This is a genomic window from Escherichia albertii NBRC 107761 = DSM 17582 (genome assembly GCF_000759775.1).
Lineage (GTDB): Bacteria > Pseudomonadota > Gammaproteobacteria > Enterobacterales > Enterobacteriaceae > Escherichia > Escherichia albertii.
This window is the reverse complement of the sequence record NZ_BBMY01000035.1, coordinates 1-24,120: the sequence shown is the minus strand read 5'-3', so window position 1 is coordinate 24,120 and position 24,120 is coordinate 1. Positions and strand designations below refer to the sequence as shown.

The following is a 24,120-nucleotide window of genomic DNA, read 5'->3' as shown; positions in this document are numbered from 1 at the left end:
ACATCGCGGCTACTAAAAACAATGGCAGATTCCCTGGTGAATCAGGCTGTTAATCACAAAATAAGACTACGTGCCACGGAGGCTATAAATGTTGAGCATTTTTAAACCTGCGCCACACAAAACGCGCTTACCGGCTGCGGAGATCGACCCGACTTATCGTCGATTGCGCTGGCAGATTTTCCTGGGGATATTCTTTGGCTATGCTGCTTACTATTTGGTTCGTAAGAACTTTGCTCTTGCAATGCCCTATCTGGTAGAGCAGGGATTTTCACGCGGCGACTTAGGTTTTGCGCTTTCCGGGATCTCAATCGCCTATGGATTTTCGAAATTTATCATGGGCTCGGTTTCGGATCGCTCGAATCCGCGCGTTTTCCTGCCAGCAGGCTTGATTCTGGCAGCCTCCGTTATGCTGTTTATGGGTTTTGTGCCGTGGGCGACATCGAGCATTGCCGTGATGTTTGTGCTGTTATTCCTCTGTGGTTGGTTTCAGGGGATGGGGTGGCCGCCGTGCGGACGTACGATGGTGCACTGGTGGTCGCAGAAAGAACGCGGTGGCGTTGTTTCCGTCTGGAACTGTGCGCATAACGTCGGCGGTGGTATCCCGCCGCTGCTGTTTCTGCTGGGGATGGCCTGGTTCAATGACTGGCATGCGGCGCTTTATATGCCAGCTTTCTGCGCCATTCTGGTGGCGTTGTTCGCTTTCGCAATGATGCGCGATACCCCGCAATCCTGTGGTCTGCCGCCGATTGAAGAATATAAAAATGATTATCCTGACGACTACAGTGAAAAAGCGGAACAGGAGCTGACCGCGAAGCAAATCTTCATGCAGTACGTGCTGCCGAACAAACTGTTGTGGTACATCGCTATCGCCAACGTGTTCGTTTATCTGTTGCGTTACGGCATTCTTGACTGGTCGCCAACTTACCTGAAAGAAGTGAAGCATTTCGCGCTGGATAAATCTTCCTGGGCCTACTTCTTCTATGAGTACGCGGGCATTCCGGGCACCCTGCTGTGCGGCTGGATGTCGGACAAAGTCTTCCGCGGTAATCGTGGAGCAACCGGCGTCTTCTTTATGACGTTGGTCACTATCGCCACTATCGTTTACTGGCTGAACCCGGCTGGCAACCCAACTGTCGATATGATTTGTATGATCGTCATCGGCTTCCTGATCTATGGCCCTGTCATGTTAATCGGTTTGCACGCGCTGGAACTGGCGCCGAAAAAGGCGGCAGGTACTGCGGCTGGTTTTACCGGACTGTTTGGTTACCTGGGCGGTTCTGTAGCGGCAAGTGCGATCGTCGGCTACACGGTTGACTACTTTGGCTGGGATGGCGGCTTCATGGTGATGATTGGCGGCAGTATCCTGGCAGTTATCTTGTTGATTATTGTGATGATTGGCGAAAAACGCCGCCATCAAGAATTACGACAAAAACGCAACGGAGGCTAATGACATGAAATTGACGCTGAAAAACCTTAGCATGGCGATCATGATGAGTACGATGATCATGGGGAGCGGTGCAATGGCGGCGGATAGCAGCGAGAAAATAGTGATAGCGCATCGTGGCGCCAGCGGTTATTTGCCGGAGCATACGCTACCAGCAAAAGCGATGGCGTATGCGCAGGGGGCAGATTATCTGGAGCAAGATCTGGTAATGACTAAGGACGACCATCTGGTCGTTCTGCATGACCACTATCTTGACCGCGTGACTGATGTTGCCGATCGTTTCCCGGATCGGGCGCGTAAAGATGGTCGTTACTACGCGATAGATTTTACGTTGGATGAAATTAAATCCCTGAAATTTACCGAAGGCTTTGATATTGAAAACGGTAAAAAAGTGCAGACTTACCCGGGACGTTTCCCGATGGGTAAATCTGACTTCCGGGTACACACTTTCGAAGACGAGATTGAGTTTGTTCAGGGATTAAACCATTCGACCGGAAAAAATATTGGTATCTATCCAGAAATTAAAGCGCCGTGGTTCCATCATCAGGAAGGGAAGGATATTGCGGCGAAAACGCTGGAAGTGCTGAAGAAATATGGCTACACCGGTAAAGACGATAAAGTTTATCTGCAATGCTTTGATGTTGATGAACTGAAGCGTATTAAGAATGAGCTGGAACCGAAAATGGGTATGGATCTCAATCTGGTACAGCTAATCGCCTACACCGACTGGAATGAAACCCAGCAGAAACAAGCGGATGGAACCTGGGTCAATTATAACTACGACTGGATGTTTAAGCCGGGTGCTATGAAACAGGTGGCAGAATATGCTGACGGTATCGGACCGGATTACCATATGCTGATTGAGGAGACATCTCAGCCGGGCAATATCAAACTCACGGGTATGGTACAAGATGCGCAGCAGAATAAACTGGTGGTGCACCCTTATACTGTACGGTCGGATAAGCTGCCGGAATATACGACAGATGTGAATCAACTGTATGACGTTCTGTATAACAAGGCGGGAGTGAACGGGCTATTTACCGATTTTCCAGATAAAGCGGTGAATTTCCTGAAAGATAAACACTAAAATTGTTGGGTGACGACTTTGCCTTACCCGGCTTGCAAATCCCGGATTTTGTAAGTCGGGTAAGCGAAATGTTGCCCACTAAGCTCACATCTCAATTTCAATATCGCCTTTTGCCCTGCAACAACAGGGCAAAATTTCCCCAGGCTGAATAAAGGCTAACGGTTCAGCAATCCAGTCTACCTGACCTGCAACGAGACGCGTGCGGCAAGAGCCGCAGTAGCCTTCGCGGCACTGATACTCAACCGTCACATTGTGGGATTCCAGCGCCGCCAGAAGGGAGGGATGTTCATCCTGGCACAGCAGTTGTGTGCCAGTGATGCGCAGGGTAACGCGGGCCATCAGAGCTGGAAGTTACTCAAATCGTCGGTGTCCACTTCCGCGTCAATCTGCCCGACCAGATAAGAACTGACTTCCACTTCCTGCGGAGCCACCTGCACGTTATCGGACACCAGCCAGGTGTTGATCCACGGGATCGGGTTGGAGCGCGTCTGGAACGGCAGATCCAAACCGACTGCTTGCATGCGAATATTGGTGATGTACTCCACGTACTGGCAGAGAATATCTTTGTTCAGACCAATCATCGAGCCATCGCGGAACAGATAATCCGCCCAGTCTTTTTCTTGCTGTGCCGCCTGGACAAACAGGTCATAGCACTCTTGCTTACACTCTTCGGCAATTTCCGCCATTTCTGGATCGTCCGCGCCGCTACGTAGCAGATTCAGCATATGCTGGGTGCCAGTCAAATGCAGAGCTTCATCACGGGCGATCAGACGAATAATCTTGGCGTTGCCTTCCATCAGTTCACGTTCTGCAAACGCAAAAGAGCAAGCGAAGCTGACGTAGAAGCGAATCGCTTCCAGCGCGTTAACGCTCATCAGGCAGAGATAAAGTTTCTTTTTCAGCTCACGCAGGCTAACGGTCACGGTTTTACCGTTAACAGTGTGCGTACCTTCACCCAGCAGATGCCAGTAGCTGGTCATCTCGATCAGTTCATCGTAATAACGGGAGATCCCTTCCGCACGTTTCTGAATCTGCTCGTTGGTGACGATATCGTCGAATACAACGGACGGATCGTTAACGATATTACGGATGATATGAGTATAGGAACGAGAGTGAATCGTTTCTGAGAATGCCCAGGTTTCTACCCAGGTTTCCAGTTCAGGAATTGAGATCAGCGGCAACAGCGCGACGTTTGGACTACGTCCCTGAATGGAATCCAGCAATGTCTGGTATTTCAGGTTGCTGATAAAAATGTGTTTTTCGTGTTCCGGCAGCGCCTGGTAATCGATGCGGTCGCGGGAGACGTCAACCTCTTCGGGACGCCAGAAGAAAGAGAGCTGCTTTTCGATCAGTTTTTCGAAAATGTCATATTTTTGCTGATCGTAGCGGGCCACGTTGACCGGCTGACCAAAGAACATCGGTTCTTTGAGCTGATCATTTTTCGTCTGTGAAAAGGTGGTATATGCCATGAATATGTCCTGTTGGGAGTTTAATGCCGGATAAGGCATTTTACGCCGCATCCGGCACCCGGAGCCTGATGCGACGCTGGCGCGTCTTATCAGGCCTACAAATCCGAGCCGTAGGCCGGATAAGGCGTTCACGCTGCACCCGGCATCCTGTGCCTGATGCGACGCTGGCGCGTCTTATCAGGCCTACAAACCGAGCCGTAGGCCGGATAAGGTGTTTACACCGCATCCGGCATCACAATATCAGATTTTACATGCGCCGCTTTCGCAGCCATCATCCTGAATTGACGGCACCAGATCGTCCTGCGCGTCTTCTGCGCCGTCACGGGTGTTCTGATAATACAGCGTTTTGACCCCGAATTTGTAGGCGGTGAGCAGGTCTTTCAGTAACTGCTGCATCGGCACTTTTCCTGACGGGAAGCGTGACGGATCGTAGTTGGTATTGGCCGAGATCGACTGATCGATAAATTTCTGCATGATCCCCACCAGTTGCAGGTAGCCATCGTTGCCCGGCATTTTCCACAGTAGCTCATAGGCGTCGTGCAGGGGCTCATAGTCTGGCACCACCTGGCGCAGAATACCGTCTTTCGACGCTTTAATGCTGACGTAGCCGCGCGGCGGTTCAATACCGTTAGTGGCATTGGAGATCTGCGAAGAGGTCTCAGACGGCATCAACGCAGAAAGCGTGGAGTTACGCAGGCCATGCGTTTTGATTGACTCACGCAATGCTTCCCAGTCGTAATGCAGCGGCTCATTAGCGATGGCATCCAGATCTTTCTTATAGGTATCGATCGGCAGGATCCCTTTCGCATACGTGGTTTCGTTAAACCACGGGCACGCGCCTTGCTCTTTCGCCAGCTCATTAGAGGCTTTCAGCAGGTAATACTGAATGGCTTCGAAGGTTTTATGCGTCAGGTTGTTGGCGCTGCCGTCGGAGTAGCGTTTACCGTGCTTAGCCAGATAGTAAGCGAAGTTGATCACACCAATACCCAGCGTACGACGGCCCATTGCCCCGCGTTTTGCTGCCGGGATCGGGTAATCCTGATAATCCAGCAGTGCATCAAGTGCGCGAACTGCCAGAATTGCCAGTTCTTCCAGTTCATCCAGGCTGTTAATTGCGCCCAGGTTAAAAGCGGACAGCGTACACAGTGCGATTTCACCGTTTTCGTCGTTGACATCATTCAGCGGTTTGGTCGGCAGGGCGATTTCCAGGCACAGGTTAGACTGGCGCACTGGCGCTACCGCCGGATCAAACGGGCTATGGGTGTTGCAGTGGTCAACGTTCTGAATGTAAATACGCCCGGTAGACGCACGTTCCTGCATCATCAGCGAGAACAGCTCAACGGCTTTCACGCGCTGTTTGCGGATGCTGTCGTCTTTCTCATATTGGGTGTACAGACGTTCAAATTCTTCCTGATCGGCGAAGAACGCGTCGTACAGCCCCGGTACATCAGATGGGCTGAACAGGGTGATTTCCTCGCCTTTCAGCAGGCGGGTGTACATCAGTTTGTTGATTTGTACGCCGTAGTCCATATGGCGCACGCGGTTGCCTTCAACGCCGCGGTTGTTCTTCAGCACCAACAGGCTTTCAACTTCCAGATGCCAGAGCGGGTAAAACAGCGTTGCTGCGCCACCGCGCACGCCGCCCTGAGAACAGGACTTCACTGCGGTCTGGAAATGTTTATAGAACGGGATACAGCCGGTATGGAACGCCTCGCCACCGCGAATTGGGCTACCCAGCGCACGAATACGACCAGCGTTAATACCGATACCTGCACGCTGAGAAACATATTTCACGATCGCGCTGGAGGTGGCGTTGATGGAATCCAGACTGTCGCCGCACTCGATCAGTACACAAGAGCTGAACTGACGAGTCGGAGTACGTACGCCTGCCATAATCGGCGTCGGCAGCGAAATTTTAAATGTGGAAACCGCGTCGTAAAAACGCTTCACGTATTGCAGACGTGTTTCACGCGGGTAGTTCGAGAACAGGCACGCCGCAACCAGAATATAGAGGAACTGGGCGCTCTCGTAGATTTCGCCGGTCACGCGGTTTTGTACCAGATATTTCCCTTCCAGTTGCTTAACGGCAGCGTAAGAGAAGGTCATATCACGGTCGTGATCGATAAACGTGTCCATCTGCTTGAACTCTTCTTCCGTGTAGTCTTCCAGCAGATGATTATCGTATTTGCCCATTTCGACCATTTTTACTACGTGGTCATACAACGCTGGCGGCTCAAACTGGCCGTAGGCTTTCTTACGCAGGTGGAAGATCGCCAGGCGTGCGGCGAGATACTGATAATCCGGTGCTTCACGGGAGATCAGGTCAGCAGCTGCCTTGATAATGGTTTCGTGGATGTCAGAGGTTTTGATACCGTCATAAAACTGAATATGGGAGCGCAGTTCGACCTGGGAAATCGAAACGTTATGCAGTCCTTCTGCCGCCCAGTCCAGAACGCGATGGATTTTGTCGAGGTTGATGCGCTCTGTGCTACCGTCGCGCTTTGTCACCAGCAGATTCTGATTCATGTCTGTAGTACCTGTTTTTGGAATTCTTTCCGCAATAGTATTGCCCTGGCTACAAGTAGTGAGGAAAGCCACTGAGAACACTATATATAGGGGGTCTGTTTAGGATTCAGTGCAAGATAGTGTGAAAATGGCCCTCTTGCAAGTGCATAACTTTGTGGATAACTCGGGGAGGAAAAAGTGACTTCCACGCACCTTAGGTCAGACAAGGTGTTCGGGAAAGTCAATGGGAAGAGAAAAATTTGTTAAAAATAACTGTTCGATGATTTCTTGAACGCTAAATTTGAGATGATTATTGATCTGGATTATTTATTGTTCTTTTTAACAATGTCGCAAAATTTGATGACGGCACGGATTTATACAACATATGTGCGTGATGCCATGCTCATAATGTGAACGGATGTAAATGGTTTCAGTTCACAAAACAGGTATTTTTTAATCAGTAAATGTAAAATTAAAGTTTGCTTTGTTTATTACTCCAGGTAAACAAGAAAAGCATTAATCGCTATGATGTTTTTTTATTATTATTTTTTAAAGATTCAGTGGCTTTAATGAAAATAATAGCCCCATTTGAGGTGGATATTATTAGTGGAATAATCTCTTTTATGCGTTTTTTTTACAATTGATGTGTATCGATAATCACAAAATGATTTTTAATGATGGCGTGTTATTTCTCACAGGCTGTCAGATTATGAATAAAAAACGGATTGTTTTTATCAGGAAGGGATATCTATTAATTTTCCCGGCTGTCGTTGCCTGCGCATTTACGCGTGCTAACGCAGCGTCGCAGATTATGGCTTCATGTCAGGGGAGAAACGTTACTACCAGTTGCCAGGCAAGCCGACAGAACGTTTCTGGAGGTTCACAGGCCTGGAATGTTGCTGACGGGCAATGGTTGATTTTTTCGGATATGGCTAATAATGCCAGTGGTGGCGCAGTATTTTTACAACAAGGTGCTGACTTTACGATATCTCCACAAAATGAAACGGGGATGACCCTGTTTGCTAATAACTCGATTAGTGGCGAATATAATAATGGCGGAGCTATCTTTGCCAAAGAAAATTCAACGATAAATCTTGCGAATGTTATTTTCGACAGTAACGTTGCAGGGGGCTATGGCGGAGCAATTTATTCTGCGGGAACAAACGATGCCGGTGATGTGGATTTAAATATCACTAATGCAATATTTGAGAATAATATCGCCAATGATGGTAAAGGTGGTGCTATTTATTCTATCAATAATGATGTTTATTTAAGCGATGTCATTTTTGATAATAATCAGGCATATACATCAACCAGCTATAGTGATGGGGACGGCGGTGCCATTGATGTTACGGATAATAATACGGATAACACACATCTTTCAGGAAAAACGATAATTAATAATACCTCCTTTACCAATAACTATGCCGAAGGTTATGGCGGAGCAATTTATACCAGCAGCACCACATCCCCGTATCTTATTGATATTTCTGTTGATGATAATTATGACCAAAACAATGGTGTGATGATTGATGAAAATAACAGCGCCTCGGGATATGGCCATTCGGCGACGGCAGCGGCGGGGGGCTTTATGTATATCGGCCATAGTGTGGCTGAATTTAACATTGCCGCCGATAAAACGCTGATAATAGGCAATACCAGCAACGATGGCGCGATTGATTCTCTTGCCGGAACGGGAGTCATCGTGAAAGAGGGCGCGGGAGAGCTAGTCCTCAATGCCGACAATAATGCGTTTACCGGCGAGATGAGTATCCAGAATGGCGAGGTGACGCTGGGGCGCAGCGATGAGTTAATGAATGTCGGCGACACGCACTGTCAGAGCGATCCGCAGGATTGTTTTGGTCTGATGGTCGGCAGCACTGTTCATCCTGAGTATCAGGCAGAACTGAATGTTGGCAATACACAACAAACGTTTGTGCACTCATTAACCGGTTTTGCTAATGGCATTTTGAATATCGACGCAGGCGGTAATGTTACCGTAAACCAGGGCGGTTTTTCCGGCACGATTCAGGGTGAAGGACAGTTGACGGTAGCGCAAGATGGCAGCTACCTCCTGACAGGGGCGCAGTCGATGGCATTAACCGGCGATATTGTGGTGGAAGATAACGCCGTATTGTCGCTGGCGGGAAATCAGGCCGATTTACTGGCAATGCAGTCCGATCCGCAATCGATCGTGTTGAATGGCGGAGTATTGGACCTCTCTGATTTCACCACCTGGGATGGCGATGGCTCGTACAATGACGGCCTGCAAATCAGCGGCAGCGGGGGGACGGTGATTGGCAGTAATGATGTCGTTGATATCAGCAGTGGCGATGATTTACATATTGGCGGCAGTGATGCCAGCCAGAATGGCGTTTATGTCGTCATCAATGCGGGGGATCAGCGCGTCACGCTGGCGAATAACAACGGTTACCTCGGTAATACGCAAATAGCCTCCGGTACGCTTGAAGTCAGTGATAATTCGCAATTGGGGGATACAAGTTACAACCGCTCAGTGATCTTCACAGATCCTCAACAACACAGTGAAATGGATGTGACGGCTGATGTTGATACTCGCTCGGCTACAACAGATCAGGGCAGGAATATTGAAATGCGCGCTGATGGTGAAATCCGTGTGGAGGATGGCGTCGATACGCAATGGGGCGGATTAATGGCGGATAGTACCGGACAACAACTGGATAGCGTGAGTACGTTGACTAAAAGTGGCGGAGGGACGCTGGAGTTGACTGCCAGCGGCACCGCGACGTCTGCGGTACATGTGGAGGACGGAACGCTAAAAGGCGATGCGGAGAATATTATTCCTTATGCATCTTCACTGTGGGTAGGGGAAGACGGTGTGTTTGAAACCGGGCAAAATCAGGATATACGCTCAATCGATGCCACCTCTGGCGGCGATATCGACATAACCGATGGTACTGTGTTGCGATTGACACAACAGGATACGAGCCAGGCGCTGGATGCTGCGTTATTTAGTGGTGGCGGTACGCTGGTGAATGCCACCGACGGCATGACGTTGACAGGTGAGCTTAATACCAACCTTGAAACTGACAGCCTGACTTATCTTTCAGACGTGACGGTTAATGGTGATCTGACCAATACGTCCGGTGCAGTCAGTCTGCAAAATGGCGTTGCTGGCGATACATTGACTGTGAATGGCGATTATACTGGCGGTGGTATGTTGCTGCTCGACAGTGAATTAGATGGCGATGATTCTGCGAGCGATATGTTGGTGCTTAATGGCAATACTTCCGGTAGCACTACGGTGGAGGTTAACCCCATTACCGGTATTGGCGAGCCGACATCCACGGGCATTAAAGTCGTTGATTTTGTCGCCGATCCCGCGCAATACCAAAATAACGCGCAGTTTAGTCTGGCGGGTAACGGTTACGTCAATATGGGAGCCTATGACTACACGTTAGTAGAAGATAACAACGACTGGTATTTGCGTTCGCAAAAAGTGACCCCGACGCCTCCGCCTGATCCGACTCCCGATCCCACGCCAGATCCTGACCCTGACCCAACTCCAGACCCAACGCCGGAGCCGACACCAGCTTATCAACCCGTGCTGAACGCGAAAATCGGGGGCTATCTTAATAACTTGCGGGCGGCAAACCTGGCGTTTGTCATGGAGCGGCGCGATCACGCCGGCGGTGATGGTCAACCGTTACATCTGCGTGTTATTGGCGGGCATTATCGTTACACGGCAGCGGGGCAGTTGGCCCAGCACGAAGACACCTCTACGGTACAGCTTAGCGGTAACCTGCTGACTGAACGTTGGGGCGATGATGGTGAGTGGATGCTGGGGGCGGTTGGCGGCTATAGCGATAATCAGGGCGATAGTCGCTCAAATATTACCTCGACCCGTGCCGATAACCAGAACCATGGTTATTCTGTAGGGCTAACCTCAAGCTGGTTTCAACATGGTAGCCAGCAACAGGGCGCGTGGCTGGATAGCTGGCTGCAATACGCCTGGTTTAACAATGATGTTTCCGAACCCGGCGACGGCACAGATCATTACCATTCATCAGGGATCGTCGCCTCGCTGGAAGCAGGGTATCAATGGTTGCCGGGAAGCGGCGTGTTGATTGAACCTCAGGCGCAGGTTATCTATCAGGGAGTGAAGCAAAACGATTTCACCGCGGCCAATCATGCCTGGGTTTCACAATCACAGGGTGATGATATTCAGACGCGGCTTGGATTACATAGTGAGTGGCGTACCGCCTTTCATGTCACGCCAACGTTAGATCTGAATTATTATCACGATCCCCATTCGGCGGAAATTAAAGAAGATGGCAGCACTGTCAGCGACGATGCGGTGAAGCAACGGGGTGAAATAAAAGTGGGAATCACAGGCAATATCAGTCAGCGAGTTTCCCTGCGCGGTAGCGTGGCGTGGCAGAAAGGAAGCGACGATTTTTCCCAGACGGCAGGGTTTTTATCGATGACGGTGAAATGGTAATCGCTGTCTGACCTGCACTGTTGGCGGATGCGGCGTAAACGCGTTATCCGTCTTATGGGGGAGCCATTTGTAGGCCTGATAAGACGCGGCAAGCGTCGCATCAGACATTGGCACGGTGGCCGGAAGTATCCGGCTAACAATCTTATTTATTCTGCGTGTGCAGCATATAGTTCACATCAACGCCGGGGCCGAGCTTAAAAGTATTCGTGATCGGGTTGTAATGCAGCCCGGTCATATGACGCTCTTTTAAACTGGTCTGATCCACCCAGCCCAGCAATTCTGCCGGTTTAATAAACTTCTTCACATCATGCGTGCCTTTCGGCACCATGCGCAAAATATATTCCGCGCCGACCACTGCCATCAGCCACGACTTGCCGTTGCGGTTAAGCGTCGAGAAAAAGACATCGCCACCTGGCTTCACCAGTTGCGCACAGGCTCTGACGACTGATTGCGGATCGGGAACATGCTCCAGCATCTCCATGCAGGTCACTACATCATACTGCCCGGCATGTTTTGCCGCGTGCTCTTCAACGGTTTCTTGCACGTACTCGACCTGGATACCGCTTTCCAGCGCATGCAGTTTTGCCACCTGCAATGGCTCAAATCCCATATCCAGTCCGGTCACTGTCGCGCCTTCTCGCGCCATACTTTCGGCCAGAATGCCGCCGCCACAACCGACATCGAGCACCTTTTTGCCAAATAAACCGCCAGCACGCTCGGCAATATAGCTCAGACGCAGCGGATTAATGCGGTGCAGTGGCTTAAATTCGCCTTCCAGATCCCACCAGCGGGAAGCCACAGCTTCAAATTTCGCGATCTCTTCGTGGTCTACGTTATGGGTTATCAGCGATTTTTCGGCATTCATTGGCACTTCTACTCCGTAATTGGCAAGACAATCGAGTATATCAGGCATTGGATGTGAATAAAGCGTATAGGTTTACCTCAATCTGCGCGGCTGTGTTATAATTTGCGACCTTTGAATCCGGGATACAGTAGAGGGATAGCGGTTAGATGAGCGACCTTGCGAGAGAAATTACACCGGTCAACATTGAGGAAGAGCTGAAGAGCTCCTATCTGGATTATGCTATGTCGGTCATTGTTGGCCGTGCGCTGCCGGATGTCCGAGATGGCCTGAAGCCGGTACACCGTCGCGTACTTTACGCCATGAACGTACTAGGCAATGACTGGAACAAAGCCTATAAAAAATCTGCCCGTGTCGTTGGTGACGTAATCGGTAAATACCATCCCCATGGTGACTCGGCGGTCTATGACACGATCGTCCGTATGGCGCAGCCATTCTCGCTGCGTTACATGCTGGTAGACGGTCAGGGTAACTTCGGTTCTATCGACGGCGACTCCGCGGCGGCAATGCGTTATACGGAAATCCGTCTGGCGAAAATTGCCCATGAACTGATGGCCGATCTCGAAAAAGAGACGGTCGATTTCGTTGATAACTATGACGGCACGGAAAAAATTCCTGACGTCATGCCGACCAAAATTCCTAACCTGCTGGTGAACGGTTCTTCCGGTATCGCCGTAGGTATGGCAACCAACATCCCGCCGCACAACCTGACGGAAGTCATCAACGGTTGTCTGGCGTATATCGATGATGAAGACATCAGCATTGAAGGGCTGATGGAACACATCCCGGGGCCGGACTTCCCGACGGCAGCGATCATTAATGGTCGCCGTGGCATCGAAGAAGCTTACCGTACCGGTCGCGGTAAGGTGTACATCCGTGCGCGTGCCGAAGTGGAGGTTGACGCCAAAACCGGGCGTGAAACTATTATCGTCCACGAAATTCCGTATCAGGTGAACAAAGCGCGTCTGATCGAGAAAATTGCGGAACTGGTAAAAGAAAAACGCGTGGAAGGCATCAGCGCGTTGCGTGACGAGTCTGACAAAGACGGGATGCGCATCGTGATTGAAGTTAAACGCGATGCTGTCGGTGAAGTGGTGCTCAACAACCTCTACTCCCAGACCCAGTTGCAGGTTTCCTTCGGTATCAACATGGTGGCATTGCACCATGGTCAGCCGAAGATCATGAACCTGAAAGACATCATCGCTGCGTTTGTTCGTCACCGCCGCGAAGTGGTGACCCGTCGTACCATTTTCGAACTGCGTAAAGCCCGTGACCGTGCGCATATCCTTGAAGCATTAGCTGTGGCGCTGGCGAACATCGACCCGATCATTGAACTGATCCGTCATGCGCCGACCCCGGCAGAAGCGAAAACCGCACTGGTTGCTAATCCGTGGCAGCTGGGCAACGTTGCCGCAATGCTGGAACGTGCTGGCGACGATGCTGCGCGTCCAGAATGGCTGGAACCCGAGTTTGGCGTGCGTGACGGGCTGTACTATCTGACCGAGCAGCAAGCTCAGGCGATTCTGGATCTGCGTTTGCAGAAACTGACCGGCCTTGAGCATGAAAAACTGCTCGATGAATATAAAGAGTTGTTGGATCAGATTGCGGAACTGTTGCGTATTCTTGGCAGCGCCGATCGCTTGATGGAAGTGATCCGTGAAGAGCTGGAGCTGGTTCGTGAACAGTTCGGTGACAAACGCCGCACGGAAATCACTGCCAACAGCGCAGATATCAACCTGGAAGATCTGATCACTCAGGAAGATGTTGTTGTCACGCTCTCTCATCAGGGGTACGTGAAATATCAGCCGCTTTCTGAATACGAAGCGCAGCGTCGTGGCGGTAAAGGTAAATCTGCCGCACGTATTAAGGATGAAGACTTTATCGACCGACTGCTGGTGGCGAACACCCACGATCATATCCTGTGCTTCTCCAGCCGTGGTCGCGTCTATTCGATGAAAGTTTATCAACTGCCGGAAGCGACCCGTGGCGCGCGTGGTCGTCCGATAGTCAACCTGCTGCCGCTGGAGCAGGACGAACGTATCACTGCGATCCTGCCGGTGACCGAGTTTGAAGAAGGCGTGAAAGTCTTCATGGCGACCGCTAACGGTACCGTGAAGAAAACGGTCCTGACCGAATTCAACCGCCTGCGTACTGCCGGTAAAGTGGCGATCAAACTGGTTGAAGGCGATGAACTTATCGGCGTTGACCTGACCAGCGGTGAAGACGAAGTGATGCTGTTCTCCGCCGAAGGTAAAGTGGTGCGCTTCAAAGAGTCTTCCGTCCGCGCAATGGGTTGCAACACTACCGGTGTTCGCGGTATCCGTTTAGGCGAAGGCGATAAAGTCGTCTCTCTGATCGTGCCGCGCGGCGATGGCGCAATCCTTACTGCAACGCAGAACGGTTACGGTAAACGTACCGCGGTGGAGGAGTATCCAACTAAGTCGCGTGCGACGAAAGGGGTCATTTCCATCAAAGTTACCGAACGTAACGGTTTAGTGGTTGGCGCGGTGCAGGTTGATGACTGCGACCAGATCATGATGATCACTGATGCGGGGACGCTGGTCCGTACTCGCGTGTCGGAGATCAGCATCGTGGGCCGTAACACCCAGGGCGTGATCCTTATCCGTACTGCAGAAGGGGAGAACGTGGTGGGGCTGCAACGTGTTGCAGAACCAGTTGACGATGAAGATCTGGATGCTATTGACGGCAGCGCAGCGGAAGGGGACGATGAAATCGCTCCGGAAGTGGACGTTGACGACGAACCAGAAGAAGAATAATTTTATTTCTTCATGCCAAAAGGGAGTAATCTCCCTTTTTTGAATTGAAAAGTCCAGGCTGCAAAGTCTGGGCTTTTGTTGTATTAAGGCGCGAGAAAATTTTGCATCGCCCGTAAAAAATGGCTGGCTTTACACAAGGAATGTGGCAATGAGTGGTGAAAAAAGGGCGAAAGGCTGGCGGTTTTATGGTCTTGTAGGTTTTGGCGCAATAGCACTGCTTTCCGCGGGTGTCTGGGCATTGCAATATGCTGGCAGTGGGCCAGAAAAAACGTTGTCGCCTCTGGTGGTGCACAACAATCTGCAAATCGATCTCAATGAGCCGGACCTCTTTCTCGACAGCGATTCGTTAAGCCAGCTTCCCAAAGACCTCCTCACAATTCCTTTTCTGCGCGATGTTCTAAGTGAAGATTTCGTTTTTTATTATCAGAACCATGCTGACCGTCTGGGGATTGAAGGCAGTATTCGGCGCATTGTGTATGAACATGATTTAACGCTGAAAGATAAGCTCTTTTCTTCATTGTTAGACCAGCCAGCGCAAGCGGCGCTGTGGCACGACAAACAAGGCCATCTGTCGCATTATATCGTGCTGATTCAACGCAGTGGTTTGAGTAAATTATTGGAGCCGTTACTGTTTGCCGCCACCAGCGACAGCCAGTTAAGTAAGACGGAGATCAGTAGCATTACGATTAATAATGAAACCATACCTGTTTATCAACTGCGCTATAACGGCAATAACTCACTGCTGTTTACCCGTTATCAGGACAAGATGCTGGTTTTTTCCAGCACAGATATGTTGTTTAAAGGCGACCAGCAGGATACCGAAGCCACGGCGATCGCGAGTGATTTGTTGAGCGGGAAAAAACGCTGGGAGGCCAGCTTTGGCCTGGAAGACCGTTTGCAATCCTCCGCCGGAAAACCGCTTGTTCGCCAGCGTATCGTGGTTAGCGCTAATTTGCTGGGTTTAGGTTACCAGCGGTTAATTCCTTCTTTTGCTGGCGTGCGCTTTGAAATGAGCAATGATGGCTGGCGCAGCTTTCTGGCGTTGAATGATGAATCCGCCAGTGTCGATGCCAGTTTTGATTTCACTCCGGTATGGCGCAGTATGCCTGCTGGCGCCAGCTTCTGCGTGGCGCTGCCTTATTCGCACGGTATTGCCGAAGAGATGCTCTTGCATATCAGCTAGGAAAACGACAAATTGAGCGGGATGTTGGACGGTGCTGCCGGGCTATGCTGGTATGAAGATTCCAGGTTGCAAACCCCCCTGTTTATTGGCCAATTTGATGGCGCTGCCGAGCAAGCGCAACTGCCAGGGAAGCTGTTTACACAAACAATCGGGGCCCTCGAGAGCAAAGCACCTGAAGGTGTGTTGCCGGTAACGCAAACACAACAGGGCGACGCGCAAATCTGGCGGCGTGAAGTCAGCTCCCATTATGGTCAGTATCCCGCAGCCCAGGCGGCGAAACCAGAACAACTGATGTCCGATTATTTTTTCCGCGTCTCGCTGGCGATGCAGAACAAGACGCTGATTTTCTCCCTTGACGACACGCTGGTTAATAACGCGCTGCAAACGCTGAACAAAACGCGTCCGGCAATGGTGGATGTAATACCGGCTGATGGCGTCATTCCGGTCTATATCAATCCACAAGGGGTGGCAAAATTACTGCGTAATGAAACGTTGGCCAGCTTGCCAAAAAACCTTGAGCCTGTTTTTTATAACGCAGCGCAGACTTTATTAATGCCGAAGCTGGACGCTTTATCGCAACAACCCCGTTATGCAATGAAACTGGTCAAGATGGAACCCGGGGCTGCCTGGCAGTGGTTGCCTGTTAGCTGGCAACCATTATGAGGCGCGTGTTGTCGGCGCTGATTTGCTGGCTGTTTTGTTTTTTCGCCCATAGCGAAATGCTGGATGTCGAACAATCGGGACTATTTCGTGCCTGGTTTGTGCGCATTGCCCAGGAACAACTTCGTCAGGGGCCAAGTCCACGTTGGTATCAGCAGGATTGCGCGGGTCTGGTGCGCTTTGCGGCAAACGAGGCGTTGAAAGTTCATGACAGTAAATGGCTAAAAAATAACAGCATATCTAACCAGTATCTGCCGCCAGAGATGGCGCTAACACCTGAACAGCGGCAATTGGCACAAAACTGGAGCCAGGGGAATGGGAAAACTGGCCCCTATGTGACCGCAATTAATTTGATTCAGTACAACAGCCATTTTATTGGCCAGGACATAAACCAGGCGTTGCCTGGCGATATGATTTTTTTCGATCAGGGCGATGACCAGCACTTAATGGTATGGATGGGGCGTTACATCATCTACCACACCGGAAGCGCCACAAAAACTGACAACGGAATGCGCGCAGTCAGTCTGCAACAACTTATGACATGGAAGGACACCCGATGGATACCCAACGATTCCAATCCCAATTTCATTGGCATTTATCGTTTAAATTTTCTGGCGCGATAGCGGCCTGCCTGTGCCTGTTTCTCGCGGGGATGGGGATTGTTAAAGCCGACGATTCGCTTCCTTCCAGCAACTATGTGCCGCCCGCTGGTGGTACCTTCTTTCTGCTCGCCGACAGCAGTTTTAGCAGCGGCGAAGAGGCGAAAATTCGACTGGAAGCGCCAGGGCGTGATTATCAGCGCTATCAGATGGAAGAATACGGCGGAGTGGATATTCGTTTATATCGCATTCCTGATCCCATTTCATTCCTGCGTCAGCAGAAAAACCTACATCGCATTGTGGTGCAGCCGCAATATCTGGGCGATGGCCTTAGCAATACATTAACCTGGCTGTGGGATAACTGGTACGGCAAGTCCCGCCGCGTGATGCAACGTTCTTTCTCTTATCAGTCGCGGCAGAATGTGACCCAGGCATTACCCGAGTTGCAGATTGGCAATGCCATCATCAAACCTTCTCGTTATGTACAAAACAGCCAGTTTTCACCGCTGAAGAAATATCCTTTGGTGGAACAGTTCCGTTATCCATTGTGGCAGGCAAAACCCGTTGCGCCGCAGCAGGGCGTGAAACTGGAAGGCGCATCCAGTAATTTCATTTCGCCGCAGCCGGGAAATATCTATATCCCTCTGGGCAAACAAGAGCCGGGGCTGTACCTCGTCGAAGCGATGATCGGTAGCTATCGGGCGACGACGGTGGTGTTTGTCTCTAATACCGTGGCGCTCAGCAAAGTGTCGGGTAATGAGCTTTTGGTGTGGACCGCTGGCAAAACACAGGGTGAAGCGAAGCCTGGATCCGAGATCCTCTGGACTGACGGTCTTGGCGTGATGACACGTGGCGTCACCGATGATAGCGGTACGTTACAGTTACAGCATATATCACCGGAACGTTCATACATTCTCGGCAAAGATGCTGAAGGCGGTGTTTTTGTATCAGAGAACTTCTTCTACGAAAGCGAAATCTACAACACGCGCTTGTATATTTTTACCGACCGTCCTCTCTACCGCGCAGGCGATCGTGTTGATGTCAAAGTAATGGGACGTGAATTTCACGATCCGCTACACTCATCCCCCATTGTTAGTGCTCCGGCGAAACTTTCGGTGTTGGACGCCAACGGTAGCTTGTTGCAAACCGTTAATGTCACGCTTGATGGCCGTAACGGCGGGCAGAGTTCATTTCAGTTACCAGAAAATGCCGTTGCTGGTGGCTATGAACTACGTCTGGCCTACCGCAATCAGGTTTATAGCAGCAGCTTTCGCGTCGCAAACTACATCAAACCCCATTTTGAGATTGGTTTAGCGCTCGATAAAAAGGATTTCAAAACCGGCGAGGCGGTGAGCGGCAAACTGCAACTGCTTTATCCAGACGGCGAGCCGGTAAAAAATGCTCGTGTGCAATTAAGCTTACGCGCACAACAACTTTCGATGGTCGGTAACGATTTGCGCTATGCAGGACGTTTCCCGGTGTCGCTTGAAGGCAGTGAAACTGTTTCAGACGATAGCGGTCATGTGGCGTTGAATCTTCCTGCAGCTGATAAACCGAGTCGTTATTTACTGACAGTCTCTGCCAGCGACGGTGCGGCGTATCGCGTCACCACCACCAAAGAGATCCTCATTGAACGCGGCCTGGCGCATTACACGCTAAGCACCGCCGCGCAATACAGTAATAGCGGCGAGCCGGTTGTTTTTCGCTATGCTGCGCTGGAAACGTCAAAGCAGGTTCCCGTTAAGTATGAGTGGTTGCGTCTGGAAGACAGAGCCAGCCAGAGCGGGGAACTGGCATCCGGCGGCAAATCATTTACGGTAAATTTTGACAAACCGGGCAACTATAATCTGACTTTGCGCGATAAAGACGGCTTAATTCTCGCGGGATTAAGTCATGCTGTAAGTGGCGCGGGGTATACCGCACATGCCGGTACGGTAGATATTGTGGCGGATAAAACACTGTACCAGCTAGGCGAAATCGCGAAGATGCTGATTACCTTCCCGGAACCTATTGATGAAGCGTTGTTAACACTGGAGCGCGATCGGGTGGAACAACAGTCGCTGCTATCGCATCCGTCCAACTGGCTGACGCTGCAACGTGTAAGCGATACCCAGTATGAGGCCCGCATTCCAGTCAGTAATACCTTTGCGCCTAACATCACTTTTTCGGTGCTCTATACCCGCAATGGTCAGTACAGTTTTCAAAATGCTGGTATCAAAGTGGTTGTCCCCCAGTTAGATATTCGGGTGAAAACAGATAAAGCCCAGTACCAACCGGGTGAGCTGGTGAATGTGGAATTAACCTCGCTGTTGAAAGGGAAACCTGTTTCAGCACAACTAACTGTCGGTGTGGTCGATGAAATGATCTACGCGCTGCAACCAGAAATCGCACCAAATATCGGCAAGTTTTTCTATCCCCTGGGGCGAAACAATGTTCGTACCAGTTCCAGCTTATCATTTATCAGCTACGACCAGGCGCTCTCCAGCGAACCTGTTGCGCCTGGCGCGACCAACCGTAGCGAGCGCCGGGTGAAAATGCTGGAACGTCCACGGCGTGAAGAGGTTGATACCGCCGCATGGTTGCCATCGCTGACCACCGATAAAAAAGGGAAAGCGTACTTTACCTTCCTGATGCCAGATTCGTTAACTCGCTGGCGTATTACCGCCCGTGGGATGAACGGTGACGGACTGGTCGGGCAGGGGCGAGCTTACCTGCGTTCGGAAAAAAATCTCTATATGAAGTGGAGTTTGCCAACGGTCTACCGACAGGGCGATAAACCAGATGCTGGGCTGTTTATCTTCAGCCAACAGGATAACGAACCGGTTGAACTGGTGAGCAAATTCGCTGGTGAAGAGACACGTCAGCCGCTGATGCTACATAAAGGGGCAAACTATATTTCGCTGGCGCAGAACATTCAGCAATCTGGTTTGTTAAGTGCAGAATTGCAGCAAAATGGACAAGTGCAGGACAGCATTAGCACCAGACTGACTTTTGTTGATGACGCCTGGCCTGTCGAACAGCAGAAGAACGTTATGCTCAGCGGTGGCGATAATGCGCTGATGCTGCCCGAGCAGGCAAGTAATATCCGGCTACAAAGTAGCGAAACACCGCAGGAGATTTTCCGCAACAACCTGGATGCGTTAATTGAAGAACCGTGGGGTGGAGTGGTCAACACCGCCAGCCGACTTATTCCGCTGAGTCTTGCCTGGCGTACGCTTGCCGATCATCAGAGTGCTGCTGCAAATGACATTCGCCAGATGATGCAAAACAGCCGTTTACGGCTGATGCAACTGGCGGGGCCGGGAGCGCGCTTTACCTGGTGGGGGGAAGATGAGAGCGGCGATGCGTTTATGACGGCGTGGGCATGGTACGCCGACTGGCAGGCCAGCCAGGCATTGGGTGTCACACAGCAACCAGAATACTGGCAACATATGCTCGACAGCTATGCGGAGCAGGCGGATAACATGCCGTTATTGCATCGTGCGCTGGTGCTGGCGTGGGCGCAGGAGATGAATCTGCCTTGTGGAACGCTGTTAAAAGGGCTGGATGAAACCATCTCCCAAAGAGGGGTAAAAACGGAAGATTTGTCAACGGAAGATACCCGCAATATTAACGACAGCCTGATTCTCGGCGCGCCGGAATCTCCGTTGGCTGATGCGGTAGCGAAAGTGTTATCCAGCACGCTCATGAAGAAAGCGCAACTAACCTCCATTGTCATGCCGCAGGTTCAGAATGATGCGTGGCAGAAAGCGGCGAATAGCAATCAACCGTTGGCGCGCACTGTCATATTGCTAAATAGCGGTGGCGATGCAATCCAGGCCGCAGCCATTTTACGTGGTTTAACCACTCAACAATCCGGTATTGAACGCGCACTGGCCATGAACTGGCTGGCGAAGTATATGTCTACAATGCCTCCAGTCGTATTACCTGCTCCAGTGGGGGCATGGGCCAAACAGAAAGCTGCCGGAGGGGGCGAATACTGGCGCTGGGTCGGTCAGGGTGTGCCTGAAACGCTCTCTTTCGGTGACGAACTACCGCCGCAAAATGTGCAGATCCGCTGGCGTGAACCGGCAAAAAACGTGCAGCAAAGTCATGTTCCGGTAACGGTTGAGCGACAGTTGTATCGGCTGATTCCGGGAGATGAAGAGATGAGCTTCACCTTGCAATCGGTTACCAGCAATGAAATTGACAGCGATTCGCTGTACCTCGATGAAATCACGCTCACCAGCGAGCAAGACGCGTCTCTACGTTACGGTCAACTGGAAGTACCGCTGCCGCCAGGGGCTGACGTTGAGCGCACGACATGGGGTATTTCAGTCAGCAAACCCAGTACCGGAAAGCAAAAAGGACAACTGCTGGAAAAAGCACGTAATGAAATGGGTGAACTGTCCTATATGGTGCCGGTGAAAGAATTGAAGGGAACGGTGACTTTCCGCCATCTGTTACGTTTCTCGCAAAAAGGGCAATTCGTTCTGCCTCCGGTGCGTTACGTGCGCACTTATGCGCCAGCACAGCAGCGTTTTGCGGTTGGTGACGTATGGGCCGGGATGCAGGTGAAATAGATGAACTGGTGCAAAGTTGTCTGGCTATTGGCGTGGATTTCTTTACCAACGCTTGCGGGAGAGCTGCCGCTGCAACTGGCGCTGCGTGGTACGCAGCATGATCAACTTTATCAGTTGACGCCATCAGGTGTAGCTTCCGTCTCGACGCTACCGGATACGCTCTCCACGCCGTTGGGTAGCTTATGGAAGCTGTATGTTTACGCATGGCTGGAAGATACCCATCAACCGGAACAGCCGTACCAGTGCCAGGGAAAATCTCCCGAAGAAGTTTACTGTTGCCAGGTGGGAGAAAGTATTACACGTGATACCGCTCTGGTGCGCTCCTGTGGTCTCTATTTTGCGCCGCAACGGTTGCACATTCGTAGCGATGTGTGGGAGCAATACTGGCAACAGCGTCAGTCGCCCACGTGGATAACGTCACTTACCACGCTAAAACCAGAAACATCGGTAACTGTAAAGTCACTGCTCGATTCACTTGCGACGTTACCTGCGCAAAACAAAGCCCAGGAAATACTACTCGACGTGCTGCTGGACGATTCGAAAATGGGGGTGGCGTCGATGCTCGGCAGTCGGGTCCGGGTGAAAACCTGGAGCTGGTTTGCCGATGATAAACAGGAAATCCGTCAGGGTGGTTTTGCTGGTTGGCTAACTGATGGCACGCCGCTGTGGGTTTCCGGTAGCGGAACCAGCAAAACGGTATTGACCCGTTATGCCACCGCTCTTAATCAGGTTCTGCCTGTACCACAGCAAGTTACCAGTGGGCAATGTGTTCTGGTGGATCTGTTTGCTCGCTATCCACTGAAAAAAGTGACACAGGATAAGAGCACGAAGGCGGTACCATCAGGCGTGCTCAACGGGCGCTATCGCGTGATGTTTGCCAATGGTAACCACATTACCTTTGTTAGCCACGGCGAGACGACCTTACTGACAGAAAAGGGCAAACTGAAATTGCAGTCGCATCTTGATCGTGAAGAGTACGTTGCCAGAGTGCTGGATCGCGAGGCGAAAAGTACGCCGCCTGAGGCAGCGAAAGCTATGACCGTGGCGATTCGCACCTTTTTACAGCAAAACGCCGATCGCGAAGGCGATTGTCTGACCATCCCGGACAGCAGCGCCACTCAACGTGTTTCTGCATCACCAGCCTCTGTTGGCGCGAGGGCGATGGCCGCCTGGACGCAGGATCTCATCTATGCTGGCGAGCAGGTACATTATCACGGTAGCCGTGCTAACGAAGGGACGCTTTCCTGGCGACACGCTACCGCTCAGGCGGGGCTGGGGGAACGTTACGACCAGATACTTTCGTTTGCCTATCCCAATAACAACCTGGCCCGTTGGGGAGCGCCACGTTCAACCTGCCAGTTATTGCCAAAAGCGAAAGCCTGGCTGGCGGAAAAAATGCCGCAGTGGCGGCAAATCTTACAAAGTGAGACGGGCTATAACGAGCCTGAAGTCTTTGCGGTTTGCCGTTTAGTCTCGGTTTTTCCTTACACCGATCGGCAGCAGAAACGGTTATTTATTCGTAACTTCTTTACGCTTCAGGATCGACTGGATTTAACCCATGAGTATCTGCATCTGGCGTTCGATGGTTATCCCACCGGGCTGGATGAGAACTATATCGAAACGCTGACCCGACAATTATTAATGGACTAATACTATGCGAAAGATTTTTCTTCCGTTGTTACTGGTGGCGCTTTCACCTGTTGCCCACAGCGAAGGTGTTCAGGATGTCGAGATTGATGCGCCGCTCTCTGGCTGGCATCCGGCAGAGGGGGAAGATGCTAATTTCTCACAATCGATCAATTACCCCGCGTCGTCAGTCAACATGGCAGATGATCAAAATATCTCAGCGCAGATCCGCGGCAAAATAAAAAATTATGCTGCGGCGGGCAAAGTTCAGCAGGGGCGGCTGGTGGTTAACGGCGTCAGTATGCCGCAGAGAATTGAATCTGATGGTTCATTTGCACGCCCTTATATTTTCACTGAAGGCAGCAACAGCGTGCAGGTCATCAGCCCCGATGGGCAAAGCCGACAAAAAATGCAGTTTTACTCTACGCCAGGCGCAGGGATGATTCGTGCGCGTTTACGGTTGGTTCTTTCGTGGGATACGGACAACACCGATCTCGATCTCCATGTTGTCACGCCCGATGGCGAACACGCCTGGTACGGTAACACCGTGCTGAAAAACAGTGGTGCACTGGATATGGATGTCACGACAGGTTATGGACCAGAGATTTTTGCCATGCCCGCGCCGATCCCTGGGCGTTATCAGGTTTATATCAACTACTATGGCGGTAATAGTGAGACTGAATTGACTACGGCCCAATTGACGCTGATTACGGATGAGGGATCTGTGAATGAGAAACAGGAAACCTTTATCGTGCCAATGCGTAATGCTGGCGAGCTGACGCTGGTAAAAAGTTTTGACTGGTGATTGATGGGGTTACCTTCGCTGTCGATGTTCAAGAAAACGCCCGATAACTTTCGCTATCGGG

12 protein-coding genes and 1 pseudogene are annotated in these 24,120 nt (G+C 51.0%); 9 read left to right on the top strand and 4 right to left on the bottom strand.

Features of this window, described 5'->3' with window-relative positions; translation table 11 throughout:
* Positions 1-88: 88 nt before the first annotated feature.
* The gene (gene glpT, locus EA14781_RS08605; protein ID WP_000948754.1) at positions 89-1,447 is read left to right on the top strand and encodes a glycerol-3-phosphate transporter; all 1,359 of its coding nucleotides are present in this window, start codon (positions 89-91) and stop codon (positions 1,445-1,447) included.
* Between the two features lie 4 nt (positions 1,448-1,451).
* Positions 1,452-2,531, top strand: coding sequence for a glycerophosphodiester phosphodiesterase (glpQ, locus tag EA14781_RS08600; RefSeq protein WP_000779111.1), 1,080 nt, complete (start codon positions 1,452-1,454; stop codon positions 2,529-2,531).
* A gap of 84 nt (positions 2,532-2,615) precedes the next feature.
* On the opposite strand, the gene yfaE is transcribed toward glpQ, so the two are convergent.
* The 3 genes from yfaE to nrdA all read right to left on the bottom strand — a co-directional run bounded on the left by yfaE (position 2,616) and on the right by nrdA (position 6,526).
* Complete coding sequence (gene yfaE / locus EA14781_RS08595; RefSeq protein WP_000135043.1) at positions 2,616-2,870, bottom strand: ferredoxin-like diferric-tyrosyl radical cofactor maintenance protein YfaE; 255 nt, start codon at positions 2,868-2,870, stop codon at positions 2,616-2,618.
* The gene (gene nrdB, locus EA14781_RS08590; RefSeq protein WP_000332034.1) at positions 2,870-4,000 is read right to left on the bottom strand and encodes a class Ia ribonucleoside-diphosphate reductase subunit beta; all 1,131 of its coding nucleotides are present in this window, start codon (positions 3,998-4,000) and stop codon (positions 2,870-2,872) included. Before nrdB ends, yfaE begins: the two co-directional genes overlap by 1 nt.
* Positions 4,001-4,240: 240 nt before the next feature.
* Entirely contained in the window at positions 4,241-6,526 is a 2,286-nt protein-coding gene (gene nrdA, locus EA14781_RS08585) for a class 1a ribonucleoside-diphosphate reductase subunit alpha (RefSeq protein ID WP_001075188.1), read from the bottom strand.
* Positions 6,527-7,214: 688 nt separating this feature from the next.
* On the opposite strand from nrdA, the gene yfaL reads away from it, so the two are divergent.
* Positions 7,215-10,985 carry an AIDA-I family autotransporter adhesin YfaL/EhaC gene (yfaL, locus tag EA14781_RS08575; RefSeq protein ID WP_024164755.1) on the top strand — a complete coding sequence of 1,257 codons (3,771 nt, stop codon included), beginning with the start codon at positions 7,215-7,217 and terminating at the stop codon, positions 10,983-10,985.
* A 142-nt stretch (positions 10,986-11,127) separates the two neighbouring features.
* On the opposite strand, the gene ubiG is transcribed toward yfaL, so the two are convergent.
* Positions 11,128-11,850: a bifunctional 2-polyprenyl-6-hydroxyphenol methylase/3-demethylubiquinol 3-O-methyltransferase UbiG gene (gene ubiG / locus EA14781_RS08570; RefSeq protein WP_000990749.1), complete on the bottom strand. Its 723-nt coding sequence runs from the start codon at positions 11,848-11,850 to the stop codon at positions 11,128-11,130.
* 146 nt (positions 11,851-11,996) lie between these two features.
* Here ubiG and gyrA point away from each other — a divergent pair, with 146 nt between their 5' ends.
* The 6 genes and pseudogenes from gyrA (at position 11,997) to EA14781_RS08540 (ending at position 24,059) form a co-directional block, all read left to right on the top strand.
* Positions 11,997-14,624 (top strand): DNA topoisomerase (ATP-hydrolyzing) subunit A, encoded by a 2,628-nt coding sequence (gene gyrA, locus EA14781_RS08565; RefSeq protein ID WP_001281236.1) that lies wholly within the window; start codon positions 11,997-11,999, stop codon positions 14,622-14,624.
* Between the two features lie 148 nt (positions 14,625-14,772).
* Positions 14,773-16,470 (top strand): annotated as a pseudogene (locus EA14781_RS08560) (DUF2138 domain-containing protein).
* Positions 16,467-17,090, top strand: a complete 624-nt coding sequence (locus EA14781_RS08555) for a DUF1175 domain-containing protein (RefSeq protein WP_001255258.1) — start codon at positions 16,467-16,469, stop codon at positions 17,088-17,090. The pseudogene EA14781_RS08560 and the gene EA14781_RS08555 overlap by 4 nt, the downstream one beginning before the upstream one ends.
* A gap of 29 nt (positions 17,091-17,119) precedes the next feature.
* Positions 17,120-21,628: an alpha-2-macroglobulin family protein gene (locus EA14781_RS08550; RefSeq protein ID WP_000513328.1), complete on the top strand. Its 4,509-nt coding sequence runs from the start codon at positions 17,120-17,122 to the stop codon at positions 21,626-21,628.
* Entirely contained in the window at positions 21,629-23,278 is a 1,650-nt protein-coding gene (locus EA14781_RS08545; RefSeq protein ID WP_001103903.1) for a YfaQ family protein, read from the top strand.
* A 4-nt stretch (positions 23,279-23,282) separates the two neighbouring features.
* Positions 23,283-24,059 carry a YfaP family protein gene (locus tag EA14781_RS08540; RefSeq protein WP_001225833.1) on the top strand — a complete coding sequence of 259 codons (777 nt, stop codon included), beginning with the start codon at positions 23,283-23,285 and terminating at the stop codon, positions 24,057-24,059.
* Positions 24,060-24,120: the final 61 nt, after the last annotated feature.